The organism is Glycomyces tritici, assembly GCF_030403505.1.
This window is the reverse complement of the sequence record NZ_JAUEMJ010000002.1, coordinates 691,251-705,146: the sequence shown is the minus strand read 5'-3', so window position 1 is coordinate 705,146 and position 13,896 is coordinate 691,251. Positions and strand designations below refer to the sequence as shown.

At 69.9% G+C, this 13,896-nt stretch carries 11 protein-coding genes; 2 read left to right on the top strand and 9 right to left on the bottom strand.

The window, feature by feature from the left end; translation table 11 throughout:
* Nucleotides 1-14: 14 nt before the first annotated feature.
* Nucleotides 15-821, top strand: coding sequence for a class I SAM-dependent methyltransferase (locus QWI33_RS08495; protein WP_289956761.1), 807 nt, complete (start codon nucleotides 15-17; stop codon nucleotides 819-821).
* 294 nt (nucleotides 822-1,115) lie between these two features.
* On the opposite strand, the gene QWI33_RS08490 is transcribed toward QWI33_RS08495, so the two are convergent.
* From QWI33_RS08490 to QWI33_RS08470, 5 genes are all read right to left on the bottom strand, one after another.
* On the bottom strand, nucleotides 1,116-2,021 hold the full coding sequence (locus tag QWI33_RS08490; RefSeq protein WP_289956760.1) for an NADP-dependent oxidoreductase: 906 nt from the start codon (nucleotides 2,019-2,021) through the stop codon (nucleotides 1,116-1,118).
* A gap of 181 nt (nucleotides 2,022-2,202) precedes the next feature.
* The gene (locus tag QWI33_RS08485; protein ID WP_289957203.1) at nucleotides 2,203-4,068 is read right to left on the bottom strand and encodes an ABC transporter ATP-binding protein; all 1,866 of its coding nucleotides are present in this window, start codon (nucleotides 4,066-4,068) and stop codon (nucleotides 2,203-2,205) included.
* A gap of 2 nt (nucleotides 4,069-4,070) precedes the next feature.
* Nucleotides 4,071-5,894, bottom strand: coding sequence for an ABC transporter ATP-binding protein (locus QWI33_RS08480; RefSeq protein ID WP_289956758.1), 1,824 nt, complete (start codon nucleotides 5,892-5,894; stop codon nucleotides 4,071-4,073).
* Between the two features lie 110 nt (nucleotides 5,895-6,004).
* Complete coding sequence (locus tag QWI33_RS08475; protein WP_289956755.1) at nucleotides 6,005-6,763, bottom strand: tyrosine-protein phosphatase; 759 nt, start codon at nucleotides 6,761-6,763, stop codon at nucleotides 6,005-6,007.
* A 174-nt stretch (nucleotides 6,764-6,937) separates the two neighbouring features.
* Complete coding sequence (locus QWI33_RS08470; protein ID WP_289956754.1) at nucleotides 6,938-8,155, bottom strand: DUF349 domain-containing protein; 1,218 nt, start codon at nucleotides 8,153-8,155, stop codon at nucleotides 6,938-6,940.
* 115 nt (nucleotides 8,156-8,270) lie between these two features.
* Here QWI33_RS08470 and miaA point away from each other — a divergent pair, with 115 nt between their 5' ends.
* Complete coding sequence (gene miaA, locus QWI33_RS08465; RefSeq protein ID WP_435367562.1) at nucleotides 8,271-9,221, top strand: tRNA (adenosine(37)-N6)-dimethylallyltransferase MiaA; 951 nt, start codon at nucleotides 8,271-8,273, stop codon at nucleotides 9,219-9,221.
* Nucleotides 9,222-9,224: 3 nt separating this feature from the next.
* Here the strand turns inward: miaA and QWI33_RS08460 are convergent, their stop codons facing one another.
* The 4 genes from QWI33_RS08460 to murA all read right to left on the bottom strand — a co-directional run bounded on the left by QWI33_RS08460 (nucleotide 9,225) and on the right by murA (nucleotide 13,708).
* Nucleotides 9,225-10,220, bottom strand: coding sequence for an aldo/keto reductase family protein (locus QWI33_RS08460; protein ID WP_289956751.1), 996 nt, complete (start codon nucleotides 10,218-10,220; stop codon nucleotides 9,225-9,227).
* Nucleotides 10,221-10,293: 73 nt separating this feature from the next.
* Nucleotides 10,294-11,373 (bottom strand): WG repeat-containing protein, encoded by a 1,080-nt coding sequence (locus QWI33_RS08455; RefSeq protein ID WP_289956750.1) that lies wholly within the window; start codon nucleotides 11,371-11,373, stop codon nucleotides 10,294-10,296.
* Nucleotides 11,374-11,548: 175 nt separating this feature from the next.
* Nucleotides 11,549-12,205 (bottom strand): DUF3043 domain-containing protein, encoded by a 657-nt coding sequence (locus QWI33_RS08450; protein WP_289956749.1) that lies wholly within the window; start codon nucleotides 12,203-12,205, stop codon nucleotides 11,549-11,551.
* 162 nt (nucleotides 12,206-12,367) lie between these two features.
* Entirely contained in the window at nucleotides 12,368-13,708 is a 1,341-nt protein-coding gene (gene murA / locus QWI33_RS08445) for a UDP-N-acetylglucosamine 1-carboxyvinyltransferase (protein ID WP_353895433.1), read from the bottom strand.
* Between the last annotated feature and the right edge of the window lie 188 nt (nucleotides 13,709-13,896).

Here is a 13,896-nt window from a genome sequence, read left to right as displayed (position 1 = left end):
CAGAATCGGTTGGTATGGAACGGGACACCGAAGTACAGGCGCAGCGCGACTTCATGTACGGGGAGCTCGATCTCGGCTCCCTCACGATCTTCTCGGGATCGTTCATCAACTACGGCTACTGGGGCGAGCTCGAACCGGACCGCGAGATCACCGTGGAGGAGCGGACCGCCAGTCAGGCCGAGCTGTACCGGCAGGTCGTCTCCCGGCTCGAACCCCGAGCGGGGGCGCGCCTCCTGGAACTCGGGTCGGGCATCGGCGTCGGCGCGGCGCTCGTCGCCCGCGAGTTCGACGTGAGCGTCACCGGTCTCGACCGGTCGTCCGCGCAACTCGCCCGGGCCGGGAAGGCCAACGCCGACACGCTCGAGGCCCTGCGCGGGCGGCTCTCGTACCACCGCGGCTCGGTCACCGAGATCCCTTGGAACGGTGAGAGCTTCGACGGCGTGTACGCCGTCGAGATGCTCCAGCACGTCGACGACCTCGCCTTGGTTGCCCGCGAAGCGCACCGGGTCCTCGCACCCGGCGGGCGCTTCGCCACCGCCACGTTCTTCGCGCCCGACGGCGCGGACACCGCGCCCGTTGCCGACCTGATCGAGACCGTCGCCTCCGGCGTCGATGTGATCACGCCGGTGGGGGAGTTCACCGCCGCTCTCACCGCCGCCGGGTTCGACGGCGTCACCGCGACCCCGATCGGCGAGCAGGTGTGGCGCCAGTTCGACCGGTGGGTGGCCCAGACCGAGTACCGCGACTCCTGGGGCCGCAACTGGCTGCGCTGCTACGAGAACGGCTGGATCGACTACTACCTCGTCACCGCCGTGAAATGAATGCGATGCAGTGATGGGCGGCCGAGCTGGTTCGCCCGGCCGCCCATGGGGCCTCCGTGGAGGAGGTGTGGCCTGTGCGGGGACCGCGCGCGGGTGGGTTCCCGCGCGCGGTCTCGGTATGGTGGCGTTCGCGAATCCCCTATGTCGCCACCATCCCGCAAGGCCAAGTAGCGTTTTTGTATCAAGGCTGACACATGCTGTAGTCGGCCTGCAACAGAAAGTTTCTGCCTGTGGATAACTTCGGGTAGCGCAAGGGCGGGCGGCGCAATGCGCCGCCCGCCCTTGACATTGGCGCTAGTCGGTGGCGACGTTCAGGATGAGCTTGCCCGCCGCGTGGCCGGTCTGGCTCTCGTCCTGCGCCTTCGCGGCGTCCGCGAGTTCGCGGACCGAGTCGATGCGCAGGGAGAACTTGCCGGCCTCGAAGAGCGCCGTGGCCTCGCCGAGCGCGTGGAACGCGCTGGCCGCCACGGTCACCTGGGCATCGGGCACCGAGCCGGAGAAGTCGGCGATCGTGACGACCTGCTTCGGGTCGCCGGTGATCGCGGCCAGCTCGGGGAGCGAACCGGCACCGACCGCGTCGATCGCGCCGTGGACCCCTTCGGGAGCCAGGGCGGCGACCCGCTCGGCCAGGCCCTCGCCGTACACCGTGGGCCGCACGCCGAGTGAACGCAGGTACTCGTGGTTCCCCTCGCTCGCGGTGCCGATGACGTCGAGGCCCCTGGCGACCGCGAACTGCGCCGCAGCGCTGCCCACGGAACCGGCCGCGCCGTCGATCACCACGGTCTGCCCCTCGGCGAGTCCGAGCAGGTCGAGGGAGCGCACGGCGGTCTCCGCGGCGGTCGGCAGGGCCGCCGCCAGCTCCCAGCTCATGGCCGCGGGCTTGGGGGTGAAGTGGTCCACCACGGTGTACTCGGCCTGCGACGTGGGCCCGTACCCGATGACCTCGTCGCCGACCTCGACGCCCGTGACCCCTTCGCCGACCTCGTCGACCACGCCGGCCGAGTCCCAACCCGGAATGCCGGGGAACTCGACCGGGAAGAGCTCCTGGAGGTACCCGGCGCGGATCTTCCAGTCGATCGGGTTGACGGCCGCCGTGCGGACCTTGATGCGGATCTGGCCCGGGCCGGCGTGCGGCTCCGGCACCTCGGTCACCGCGAGCACATCGGAGGATCCGTATTCGGAGAACGTGAGAGCGAACATGGCGTACCTGGCTTTCTACTTGCGGGCCAAGGCATTCCGAGGCTCGCGGGGGTTCCACTGCTACTGCAGGTCCAACCCCTCGTCACGCCGCGCCCATTCCGGTCCGCCGCCGTTCGTGATCATCGACCCTCTTGCCGGCGCGGGGAATATCCCGGGCGGGCGGAACCGCCCGCCCGGGAGCTCACACGAGGCTGTCCTCCCACTGGCGGTGCAGGGTGGCGTACTCGCCGCCGTGGTCGATGAGCTCGTTCGGGTGCCCGTCCTCGATGATGCGGCCGTGCTCGAGCACGAGCACGCGGTCCGCGATCTCCACTGTGGACAAGCGGTGGGCGATGATGATCGCCGTGCGGTCCGCCAGGATCGTGCGCAGCGCGCGCTGCACCAGCCGCTCCGACGGGATGTCGAGCGAGGAGGTCGCCTCGTCCAGGATCAGCACCCGCGGGTCGGCAAGGAACGCCCGCGCGAACACCACGAGCTGCCGCTGACCCGCCGAGAGCCGCCCGCCGCGCTTGCGCACATGCGTGTCGTACCCCTCCGGCAGCGCCTCGATGAACTCGTGTGCGCCCACGACCTTGGCCGCCTCGACGATCCGCTCCCGGCTCGACCCTGGCTTGCCCAGCTCGATGTTCTCCGCGATCGTGCCGTTGAACAGGAAGTTCTCCTGCGTGATCATCACGATGTGCTCGCGAAGGTCCCGCTCGGACAAGTCGCGCAGGTCCACGCCGTCGAGCGAGACCGTGCCGCCCTTCGGATCGTAGAAGCGGCTCACGAGCTTCGCGATCGTCGTCTTGCCCGCGCCCGTGGCCCCCACGAGCGCCGTGGTCTGGCCGCCCGGGATGCGCAGGTCCAGGCCCGGCAGCACCACCTGGTCCTCCCGGTACTGGAACCGCACGTTCGCGAAGCGCAGCTCGCCGCGGGGCCGCTCGATGGAGCGCGGCTCCTCCGGCTCGTCCACCTCCACCTCCTCGTCCAGCACCCCGGAGATCTTCTCGAGCGCCGAGGTCGCCGACTGCAGCACGTTGTAGAACTGCACCAGCTCGTTCAGCGGGTCGAAGAACCGCTTCATGTACAGCAGGAACGCCGCCAGCACACCGACCTCGGTGTTGCCCTGCATGACCTGCCAGCCGCCGAACACCAGCACCACCACGGTGGCCAGGTGCCCGATGCCGCGCATCCCGCCGGACATGACCGCGTTCTGCTGGTGCCCCTTCGCCTGCGCGAACTGGTTGTCGGTGTTGAGCCCCGCGAACAGCTCCCGGTCGCGCTCCTCGCGCCGGTACGCCTGCACCGCGCGCACCCCGCCCATCGACTCCACGAAGTAGACGATGAGGAGCGCCACGGTCTCGCGCGCCCGCCGGTACGCCAGCGTCGACACCCGGTTGAACCAGCGGCCCAGCAGGATCATCAGCGGGAACGTGAGCAGCGTGACCGCCGCCAGCCGCGGGTCGATCACCAGCATGACCACGGTGATCGTGACGACGTTGAGCCCGGCGAGCACCAGGTCGTCCACGCCGTTCTCGGTCATCTCCCGGATCGACTCCATGTCGGAGCTCTGCCGGGCCGTCACGCGGCCGGACGTGAACCGCTCGTGGAAGGACACCGACAGGTCCTGGAACTTGCGGAACACCCTGTTGCGCAGCGCGAACAGCATCGCGTTGCCGACCTTCGCCGACTGCGCGATGTACAGCCGCACGCACACGTACTTGAGGACCGAGACGACCGCGAACGCGACCGCGATGCCGATCAGCACCGAGTAGTCGCCGCGCTCGCTGATCGCCGGGATCGCGTTGTCGATCCCGAACATGACCAGCAGCGGCGTGGCCATGCTCGTGAAGTTCTGCACCAAGAGGATCGCGCAGAGGAAAAGGATCTGCCTTCGATGCGGCCGGATCATCGAGCCCAGGAGCCGGCGCGACTGGCTCCGCAGCTCCTTGATCGACTCCGCGTCGTCCACTTCGGCGCTCGTGCGGTCGGCCTCGGCCGACTCGGCCTGGCCCCGCCACGACACGTGCTTGTCCGCAGGCTGCTCAGCGGGCTTGTCGGTCATCGTCACGCCGCCATCTCCTCGGATTCCGCCGAGAGCACGTTCACGTACTCAGGGCTCTGGGCCATCAGTTCGGAGTGCTTCCCGAAGGCCGCGATCCGGCCCTCGTGCAGCAGCGCCACCCGGTCGGCGAGCGCGACCGTCGAGGGCCGGTGCACCACGACGAGCGCGGTCGTCTCCCGCAGCACCTGCGCCAGCGCCTTCTCCACGAGCTCCTCGGTGTGCACGTCGAGCGCCGACAGCGGGTCGTCGAGCACCAGCACCGCCGGCTTCACGACCACGGCGCGGGCGAGCGCGAGGCGCTGGCGCTGGCCGCCGGAGAGCGAGAGGCCCTGCTCGCCGATGCGGGTGTCGAGCCCGTACGGCAGGTCGTGCACGAACTCGGCCTGCGCGACCCGGAGGGCCTCCTGGAGGTCGGCCTCGTCGGCGTCGGGGCGCCCGAGGGCCAGGTTCTCGCGGACGCTCATGGAGAACAGCGTGGCCTCCTCGAACGCGGTGGTGACGACCGAGCGGAGGTTCGCCAGCCGCAGGTCGCGGATGTCGGTGCCGTCCAGCAGGATGCGGCCGCCGGTCGGGTCGTTGAGCCGGGAGGGCAGCGACACGAGGGTCGACTTCCCCGAGCCGGTCTTGCCGGCGATCGCGACGGTCTCGCCGGGCTTGATCCGCAGGTCGACGCCGCGCAGGATGTCGCGCGTGTCGTCCTCGAAGCCGAAGCGGACGTCTTCGAAGACGAGTTCGCCGCGCACGTCGCCGCGGTCGATCGCCTTCGCGCCGGGCCGGTCCTTGATGGCCGGTTCGGTGTCGAGCACTTCGTAGACGCGGTCGGCGGCGGTCATGGCCTCGTTGCCGTGGGCCATGACCCAGCCGGAGGCCTCGATGGGCCACAGCAGCGCGAGCTGCAGCATGACGAACGCGGTCAGGTCGCCCACGGTCATGCGTCCTTCGGCGACCATGACGGACCCGAAGACCAGGACCGCGCCGACGGCGGCGGTGGCGATCGCGTCGTATCCCGACCATGAGCGGGACGCGATGAGGCTCTTTCGGATGCCCCGGTCGCGCAGTTCGGCGGCCTCCTTCTCGAAGCGCGCGGCCATGAGTGGGCCGCGCCCGAGCGCCTTGATCGCCCGGATGCCGAGCGCCGCCTCCTCCGCGGCGCTGGAGACCTCGCCGGACTGGTCCTGCTCGGACCGGGCCGCGGGCAGGTAGCCCCGGAAGAACTTGCGGCCGATGAGGAACAGCGGCACGGCCGAGGCCGCGACGATGAGGGCCAGGCGCCACTCGATGAACAGCAGTTGGCCCAGGATGATCACGATCATGCCGATCGAGGTGATCGCGAAGACCAGGCCGCCGGCGAAGAACCGCCGGATCATGCCGAGGTCGGAGGTGACGCGGGCGAGGAGCTGCCCGGTCTGCCAGCGGTCGTGGAAGCCGGTGTGGAGCCGCTGGAGGTGCTCGTAGAGCCCGGCCCGCATGTCGGCCTCGATCGCCATCGCGGTCGTGGTCTGCATGTAGCGCCGGGCGAGCTGGAGGATCGCGTCGGCCGCGCCGAGGACGGCGATGACGCCGACGACGACCCACAGGCCGTGCATGTCGCGCTGCGCGATCGGGCCGTCGATGGCCCTGCCCACCAGCGGGGGGATGGCCAGGCCGGAGGCGATGTTCAGGAGGACCATCGTCCACAGCAGCGCCAGCCGGTACCGGTAGGGGTACAGGAACTTCTTGAGGCGCCACAGGTTCGACAGGGCGGACTTCCGCTCCGGTGCCGGACGCTGCGGCTCGAGATCGTCTGTTTCGGACAGTTCTGGAGTTTTCAACCGCTCTGAGCCCACCGGACCACCGTACGAGCAGGGTACGACACAGGGCAAACGATTTTTCACCTGCCGACCGGTAAGTGACCGATAATCGACAGGCGGCCCGGTGGGCGCGGCGAGCGGTCGGCCTACTCGAGCAGCAGGTCGCGCAGGGCGTCGGCGCGGGTGAAGCCCGTGGCCACGGCGTACTCCTCCATGGAGCCGAACCGGGCGTTGATCTCGTCGATCGTCTGGAGCATGGCCTCGATCGGGACGTCCAGGCCGCCTTCGACCTCGGGCTTGCCCAGGTGCTGGTCGCGCCACGCCCGCCAGCGCGCCGAGCCGTGGCGCGTGAGGGCGTAGTCCGCGGCGATGTCCTCGTCGCTGACGCCGAGGATCGAGAGCAGCACGGCCGCGACGATCCCGGTGCGGTCCTTCCCGGCCATGCAGTGGAAGACCACGGGTTCGCCGCCGGCGATCACCTCGAGCGAGTCGCGCACGGACAGGTACCCGGACTCCATCATGCCGGTGTAGCGGTGGCGCAGGAACTCGATCACCTCGGCCTCGTCGGAGAGCCCGTTCGCGCGCAGCCCGATCTGCTCCCACTTGATGTGGAGCATCTCGAAGTGGTGGAACTCGACGCCTTCGATGTCCGGGAACCGCCCGGACTCCTCCCACTCCTCGGCCCTGCGCAGGTCGATCACGTGCTTCACGCCGAGGCGGTGCACGATGTGCTCGATGTCGGCCTCGGTCGCCTGCCCGAAGTTGTCGGAGCGGAAGACCTGCCCGGTCTTCACCTTCTTGCCGCCGAGGCCGGTCCAGCCGCCCACGTCGCGGAGGTTGAACACGTGCTCGGTCGGGACGAACTGCGGGGGGAGCGTCTCCAGCGGGTTGCTCTCGGAAACCATGAGCGTCTGCCTTCCTTGGGGTGCGCGGCGGGAAGCGGCCTCGGGCAAAGCGAACGGCGTGAACCTGATCGGTCCACGCCGTCGTAGCCCTGTCCCATTATCCCGATCGGTCCGCGAACGCGCTCATGCGTTCCCGCGAACCCCGGCCCAACGGCGGGTTTCGCCTGAGTCTCGCTACTGAGTGCCCTCGGCGAGCTCCAAGAACTGCTTCTTGCTCGCCAGGTCCTGCTCCGCCTTCTTGATGCGGCTCGCGTTCCCGTCGGCCTTCGCCCGCTCCAGCTTCTCCTCGGCCTCGGCGACCTGCTGGCGCATCTGGAGCAGCAGCGGGTTCTTCTCGACCGGGACCTTGCGCCAGGCGGTGTCCAGCGCGTCGCGGAGCTTGTCCTCGACGTTGCGCAGGCGCCGCTGCAGCTTGGCCTGGTTCTTGCGCGGGACCGCGCCGATGTCGTGCCAGCCGGCCTGCAGCTCGCGGAACGCGTTCTGCGCGGCCTTGGGGTCCTTCTCGATGTCGAGCGCCTCGGCCTGCTTCAGGAGTTCTTCCTTCGCGGCCTGGTTGGCGTCGAGCTCCGCGTCGCGGGCCGAGAACACCTCGGAGCGGGCGTTGAAGAACACGTCCTGCGCGGCCCGGAACCGCTTCCAGGCCTTCTGCTCGGCGTCGGGAGCCAGTCGCCCGGCGTCCTTCCACTCGGCCATGAGGCCCTTGAGCGCGTCGGCCGTCGGTCCCCAGTCGGTCGAGGTCGACAGCGCCTCGGCGCGGGCGATCAGCTCTTCCTTCTTCGTACCGATCACCTTGCGCTCGGCGTCCAGCTGCGAGAAGTACGCGCCGCGGTGGCGCGTGAACGTGTCGCGGGCCGAAGAGAACCGGCGCCACAGCTTCTGGTCGGTCTTCCGGTCGACCCCGTGGATCGCCTTCCACTCCTCGATGATCTCCGAGAAGCGGGCGCCCGAGGCCTTCCAGTGGCTGTCCTTCGCCGCGAGCTCCTCCGCCTCGGCCACGAGGGCCTCCTTGGCGGCGACCGCTTCGGCGCGCTCGGCGTCCTTCGCGGCCTTGAACTCGCCGAGCTTGTCCTCGGCGTGCTTGGAGAGGCCGTCGAGGCGGGTGGCGAGGGCGTCGACGTCCCCGACCACGGCCGCGGAGTCCAGGCCCTCCCGCAGCTTGCGCAGCTGCGAGGCGGCCTGCTCGACGTCGGCGGACTCCGAGTTCAGCCGGGCGGCGATGAGATCGACTTCGACCACCAGGTCGGCGTACTTGCGCGCGAAGTGCGCGAGGCCCTCCTCGGTGGAGCCGGCCTGCCACGAGCCGACCGCGCGCTCGCCGGAGGAGGTTTTCACATAGACCGTGCCGTCGGCGTCAACGCGGCCGAAGCTGGTCCAGTCTCCGAGGTCACTCATCGCGGTAATCTCAAATCCTTCACACGAACTTAGGGACGTACTTCCCGTACCTTACGGTGGTTGACGGGTAGCCGCCAGCCGGGTGGTGCCGACACGAACCGAAGGGGTCGTTCAGTTGGGCTCTGCATCGCACGCTGGCAGCATCCCCACCCTACAGCCGCCGGTGATCGCCGTCGTAGGCCCCACCGCAGCGGGCAAGACCGCGCTGTCGGTCGCGCTCGCCGAAGCGCTCGACGGCGAGGTGGTGAACGCCGACTCGATGCAGCTCTACCGGGGCATGGACATCGGCACCGCGAAGATCACCGAGGCCGAGAAGCGGGGTGTGCCGCATCATGTCTTCGACGTCCTCGATGTGACCGAACCCGCCGATGTGGCCAGTTACCAGCGTCTCGCCCGCGAGGCCGTCGCGGACATCCGGGCCCGCGGCAGGCGCCCGGTCCTGGTCGGCGGCTCCGGCCTGTACGTGCAGGCCGCGCTCGACGAGATGGAGTTCCCCGGCACCGACCCCGTGATCCGCGCCCGACTGGAGGCCGACCTCGAACGCGAGGGCTCAGCGGCGCTCTGGGAGCGCCTGAAGGCCCTCGACGCCGCCGCCGCAACCGCGATCCTGCCCTCGAACGGCCGCCGCGTCGTGCGCGCCCTCGAGGTCGTGGAGCTCACCGGCTCGTTCACCGCGAGCCTGCCCGTGCCCAAGGCCCATCTCGAAGCGATCCGCATCGGCGTCGACCTGGACACCCCGGTCCTCGACGAGCGCATCGAGCGGCGCGTCCAGCGCATGTGGGACGACGGGCTCCTCGACGAGGTCCGCGCCCTCGAAGCGCAGGGCCTGCGCGAGGGACGCACGGCGTCTCGCGCCCTCGGCTACCAGCAGGTCCTCGCCCATTTCGCGGGGGAGTACGACGAAGCCGAGGCGTTCCGGCTCACCGCCCAGGGCACGCGCCGCTTCGTGCGCCGCCAGCGCTCCTGGTTCAAAAGAGACGGCCGCATCGAATGGTTCGATGCGGCCGACCCGGAGCTCCTGCCGACCGCGCTCGCAAGGGTCGCGGCGCGGTCGAGCGTCGTGTAGCGCCTACGCGCGGGGGTTCGGAGCCGTGGTCTCCTTCGGGTCGGTCACCGAGACCGGCTCGAGGAGCTTGTTGATCTGCTCCATGACCTCGTCATCGAGCTTCACGCCGACGGCCTTGACGTTCTCGGCGACCTGCTCGGGGCGGGTGGCGCCGATGATCGCGGCGGAGACGTTCGTGTTCTGCAGCACCCACGCCAGGCTCAGCTGCGCGATGGTGAGGCCCTGCGACTCGGCGATGGGGCCGAGCTGCTGGACGCGCTCGAGCACGTCGTCGTTCATCCAGGACTCGACGAAGCGGCCGAACTTGGGGTCGGCGCCGCGCGAGCCCGCGGGGGCGGCCTGGCCCGGCTTGTACTTGCCGGAGAGGATGCCGCCGGCCAGCGGCGACCAGACGATCTGGCCGATGCCCAGCTCCTCGGAGGCCGGGACGACCTCGGCCTCGATGACGCGCCACAGGGCGGAGTACTGCGGTTGGCTCGACACGAGCTGGATCTTCAGCTCCTTGGCGAGTTCGGCGCCGGCGCGGATCTGGTCGGCGGTCCACTCGGAGACGCCGATGTAGTGGGCCTTGCCCGAGTGCACCACGTCGGCGAACGCCTGCATGGTCTCCTCGAGCGGGGTCTCGACGTCCCAGCGGTGGGCCTGGTACAGCTCGACGCGGTCGGTCTGCAGGCGGCGCAGGGAGTTGTCGATGGACTCCTTGATGTGCTTGGCCGAGAGGCCCCGGTCGTTCTTGCCCGGGCCCATGGGCCAGTACACCTTGGTGAAGATCTCCAGGCCGTCGCGGCGCTGGTCCTTCAGCGCGCGGCCGAGGACCTCCTCAGCGGCGCCCTGGGCGTAGACGTCGGCGGTGTCGAAGGTGGTGATGCCGGCGTCGAGGGCGGCGTTCACGCACGCGACGGCGGCGTCCTCTTCCACCTGGCCGCCGTGGGTGATCCAGTTGCCGTAGACGAGCTCGGAAATGACGAGGCCTGAGCGGCCGAGATGACGAAACTCCATGCCAAGAGATTACCTGCCGTGCGGCTAGCGTCAACGACTCGAACGTCACAGGCGAAGTGAACGGACGGTGCGCTCAGAGCGGCCCGTCGTCGATCGAGACCGCCGCGTCCAGCATGCGCAGGGCCTCGGCCCGGTCGACCCGCAGCGGCACGATCTCGTTGCCGTCCAGGCCGAGCGCGCCCCAGGAGTACCCGTCGGAGGCGAGGAACCCGGACGGGTGGACCTCGACGCGCTGGTAGCGCGGGGGCACGACCACGCGCCCGGTCTTGTGCACGACGAGCACGCGCCCGCGCTGGGAGGCGACGGCGACGCCGTTCACGAACCCGGTGACGGTGCGCCCGTCGGCGGTGGGGGTCTCCATGGAGGTGTAGAGCATCGGGACGACGACGGTGCCGGTGCGGTCGATCGCGCCCCAGTCGGCCTGGCACACGGCGGCCACGCCGCCGCGGAAGTCCCCGGCCTGGCTGAACGCGGCCTGCACGACGGGGCGCCCGTCGATGCCGAGGTACCCGAAGCGGCCGGTCTGCGGGTCCTGGAACCGGTCGGGCGCGGGGTGCCCGGCGCGTTCGGGCCAGCCGCGCGGCGGCGGCCCGAAGCCGGCCTTCGCGGCGTGCTCCTCGATGAGCGAGAGGGCGGTCTCCACGATCTGCATGACGAACCCGTGCGGGTTCTGCTCGGAGGCGCGCTGCACGTGGATGAGCGATTCGGTGATGCGGCCCTGGGCGATGCACGAGAGCCCGGCGTAGGCCCGCACGGCGCCGGTGAGGGTCCGCGGGAGCTCGCCGGCCTCGGCGAGCGCGAACAGCTGGTCGGCCTCCTCGTAGCGCCCGCGCACGCGCAGCACCTGCGCGAGCCGGGCCCGTGCGGGGGCCAGGAGCAGGTCGGCGCCGACGGCCTCGGCGTATTTCACGGCCGCGGCCGCGTCGACTTCGGCGCCGTCGAAGTCGCCGAGCACGCGCAGGATGACGGCGCGCACGCCGAGCAGCCGGGACTGGTCGGCCTCGGCCGCGGCGCGGGCGAGGCGCATGGTGGCCTCTTCGCGGATCTGCTGGAGGGCAGCGGTGTCGGCGATCGCGTGCCGCATGGTGGCGCGATCGAGTGGGCCCAGGGCGCGGAACAGCCCCGCCCGCAAGTCCGCCGCGACATCCACCACGTTGACTACTTTCCGGGGTCAGAGAGGGCTACGACAATTCGAGGGTAGGCCATGGGAGACCCGGGGACGACAGCAGAACGATCCCGGGCCGGACCGGTGCAAAAAGGGCAGGCTCGCTCTCGATCACCGACGACGCTCGCGAGTCGCCGATCTGCGGAGCGCGGGCCGTCCCCTCCTACTTGACGACCTTGCCGAGGTCGTCTTCCTTCGCTTTGTAGCTCATGCGCGGGCGCGGGCTGCGCATCGAGCGGGGCATGATGCTCCGCTGGATCGCGTACCAGTACAGGCCGCCCTTGCGCTGCTCGCTCTTGGGGAAGCGCGCGAACACGATCCGCTTGACGCGGCGCGCCAGCAGCACGGATTCGATGACGATGACGGCCGTCAGCGCGATGAGCGCGATGAACAGGTAGCTCTGGAGCTGCACGGAGCCGGAGGTCGAGAGGATCAGGATGCCGAACGCGCCGAACATGTAGTACTGGCCGACGGACCAGCGGGAGTCCACGATGTCGCGCACGAGGAGCCGCTCGGGCCCGCGGTCGCGCGGCAGGTGGTACTTGTCGAAGAGCGGGTCGCCCTTCCACTGGCCCTCGGCGATGCGGCCGCGCTCGGCGCGGATGTCGTCCTTGGCCTGCTTCTTCTGCTCTTTGGTGAGCGGGCCGGCCTTCTTCATGGCCTCCCGCTTCTCCTTCGCGGTCAGCGGGGGGTTGACCGGAGGGCGCGCCTTGGACTGGTTGGGCCGCTTGGGTGTGGCCTTCCCCTTCTTGTCGGTGGCGGAAGCCGGCTGGGTTTCCTGGGGGGCAGGTGTCTCCGCCTGCACGGACTTCTTCGCCACGGACTTAAGGCCTTCCTCGACTCGCTGCGGGATGCTGCACCCCAAGCATACCTACGCGGTTTCGGCCCGCTGCCGCTCAGTTGCCGGGAGCGACGCCGCTCTCCGGCTCCGCAGGCGGTGCCGCCGCTGCTCAGCAGCGGCCCGCCCGCGTCGCGGGTGCGGTCAGCGGCGGTCGGCGAGCGACGAGGTCGGCCGCTCGATCTTCGCGCCGAGACCGAGGAGCTTCGCCTCGAAGTTCTCGTAGCCGCGCGTGATGTAGCGGTCGACGCCGTAGACGCGCGAGGTGCCCTCGGCGGCCATGGCGGCGATCAGGTGGCTGAACCCGGCGCGCAGGTCGGGGATCTGGAGGTCGGCGGCGTGCAGCTTCGAGGGCCCGGCGATGACGGCCGAGTGCAGGAAGTTGCGCCGGCCCCAGCGGCACGGCGTGCCGCCCAGGCAGTCGGAGTACAGCTCGATGTTGGCGCCCATGCGGCGCAGCTCGGAGGTGTAGCCGAAGCGGTTCTCGTACACGGTCTCGTGCATGATCGACAGGCCGTCGGCCTGGGTGAGGGCCACGACGATCGGCTGCTGCCAGTCGGTCATGAGCCCGGGGTGCACGTCGGTCTCGAGCGCGACCGGCTTGAGCGGGGTGCCCGGGTGCCAGAAGCGGATGCCGCCCTCGTTCGGGTCGTCGTTCACCTCGTAGGCGCCGCCGATGGAGCGGAACACGTTGAGGAACGTCATCATGTCGGTCTGCTGGGCGCCGCGCACGTACACGCTGCCCTGGGTGGCGAGCGCCGCCGAGGCCCACGACGCGGCCTCGATCCGGTCGGGCAGGGCCCGGTGCGAGTAGCCCTTGAGCTCGTCCACGCCCACGATCTCGATGACGCGGTTGGTGTGGACCTTGATGATCGCGCCCATCTTCTGCAGGATGCAGATGAGGTCGATGATCTCCGGTTCGATGGCGGCGTTGCGCAGCTCGGTGGTGCCCTTGGCCATCACGGCCGTCAGCAGCACCTGCTCGGTCGCGCCCACCGACGGGTATTCGAGCTCGTAGCGGATGCCGTGGAGGCCGTTGGGGGCCGAGAGGTGCGTGCCGTCGGAGTCCTTGTCGACGACAGCACCGAACTTGCGGAGCGCGTCGAGGTGGAAGTCGATGGGGCGGCCGCCGATGTTGCATCCGCCGAGGTCGGGGATGAAGGCGCGGCCGAGGCGGTGCAGGAGGGGACCGCACAGCAGGATCGGGATGCGGCTGGTCCCGGCGTGGACGTTGATCTCCTCGACGCCGGCGGACTCGACCGAGGTCGGGTCCATGTACAGCGTGTCGCCGTCGAGTTCGACGTCGACGCCGTGGACGCGGAGCAGCCCCGTCACGACCTCGACGTCGCGGATGGCGGGCACCGAGCGCAGTACCGAAGGGGACGTGCCCAGAAGGGCGGCGACCATGGCCTTCGAGACGAGGTTCTTCGCCCCGCGGACGTGGACCTCGCCTTCGAGCGGGGTGCCGCCGTGGATGATCAGCATGTCTTCTGAAGGCGCGGTTTCGGGGGTGGCGTCGGTGCTGCTCAAGAGGTCTCCTCGGTGGGTGGAGTTCTGGGACTGAGGCCGGGAACTGGGAGCGGATCGTTCGATGGCCGTTCATCTGATGATCGCTCGGCGGACCAACGATAACGGAACAGCCACGGGAAAAACGCCCAGGTAGCGGCATAACC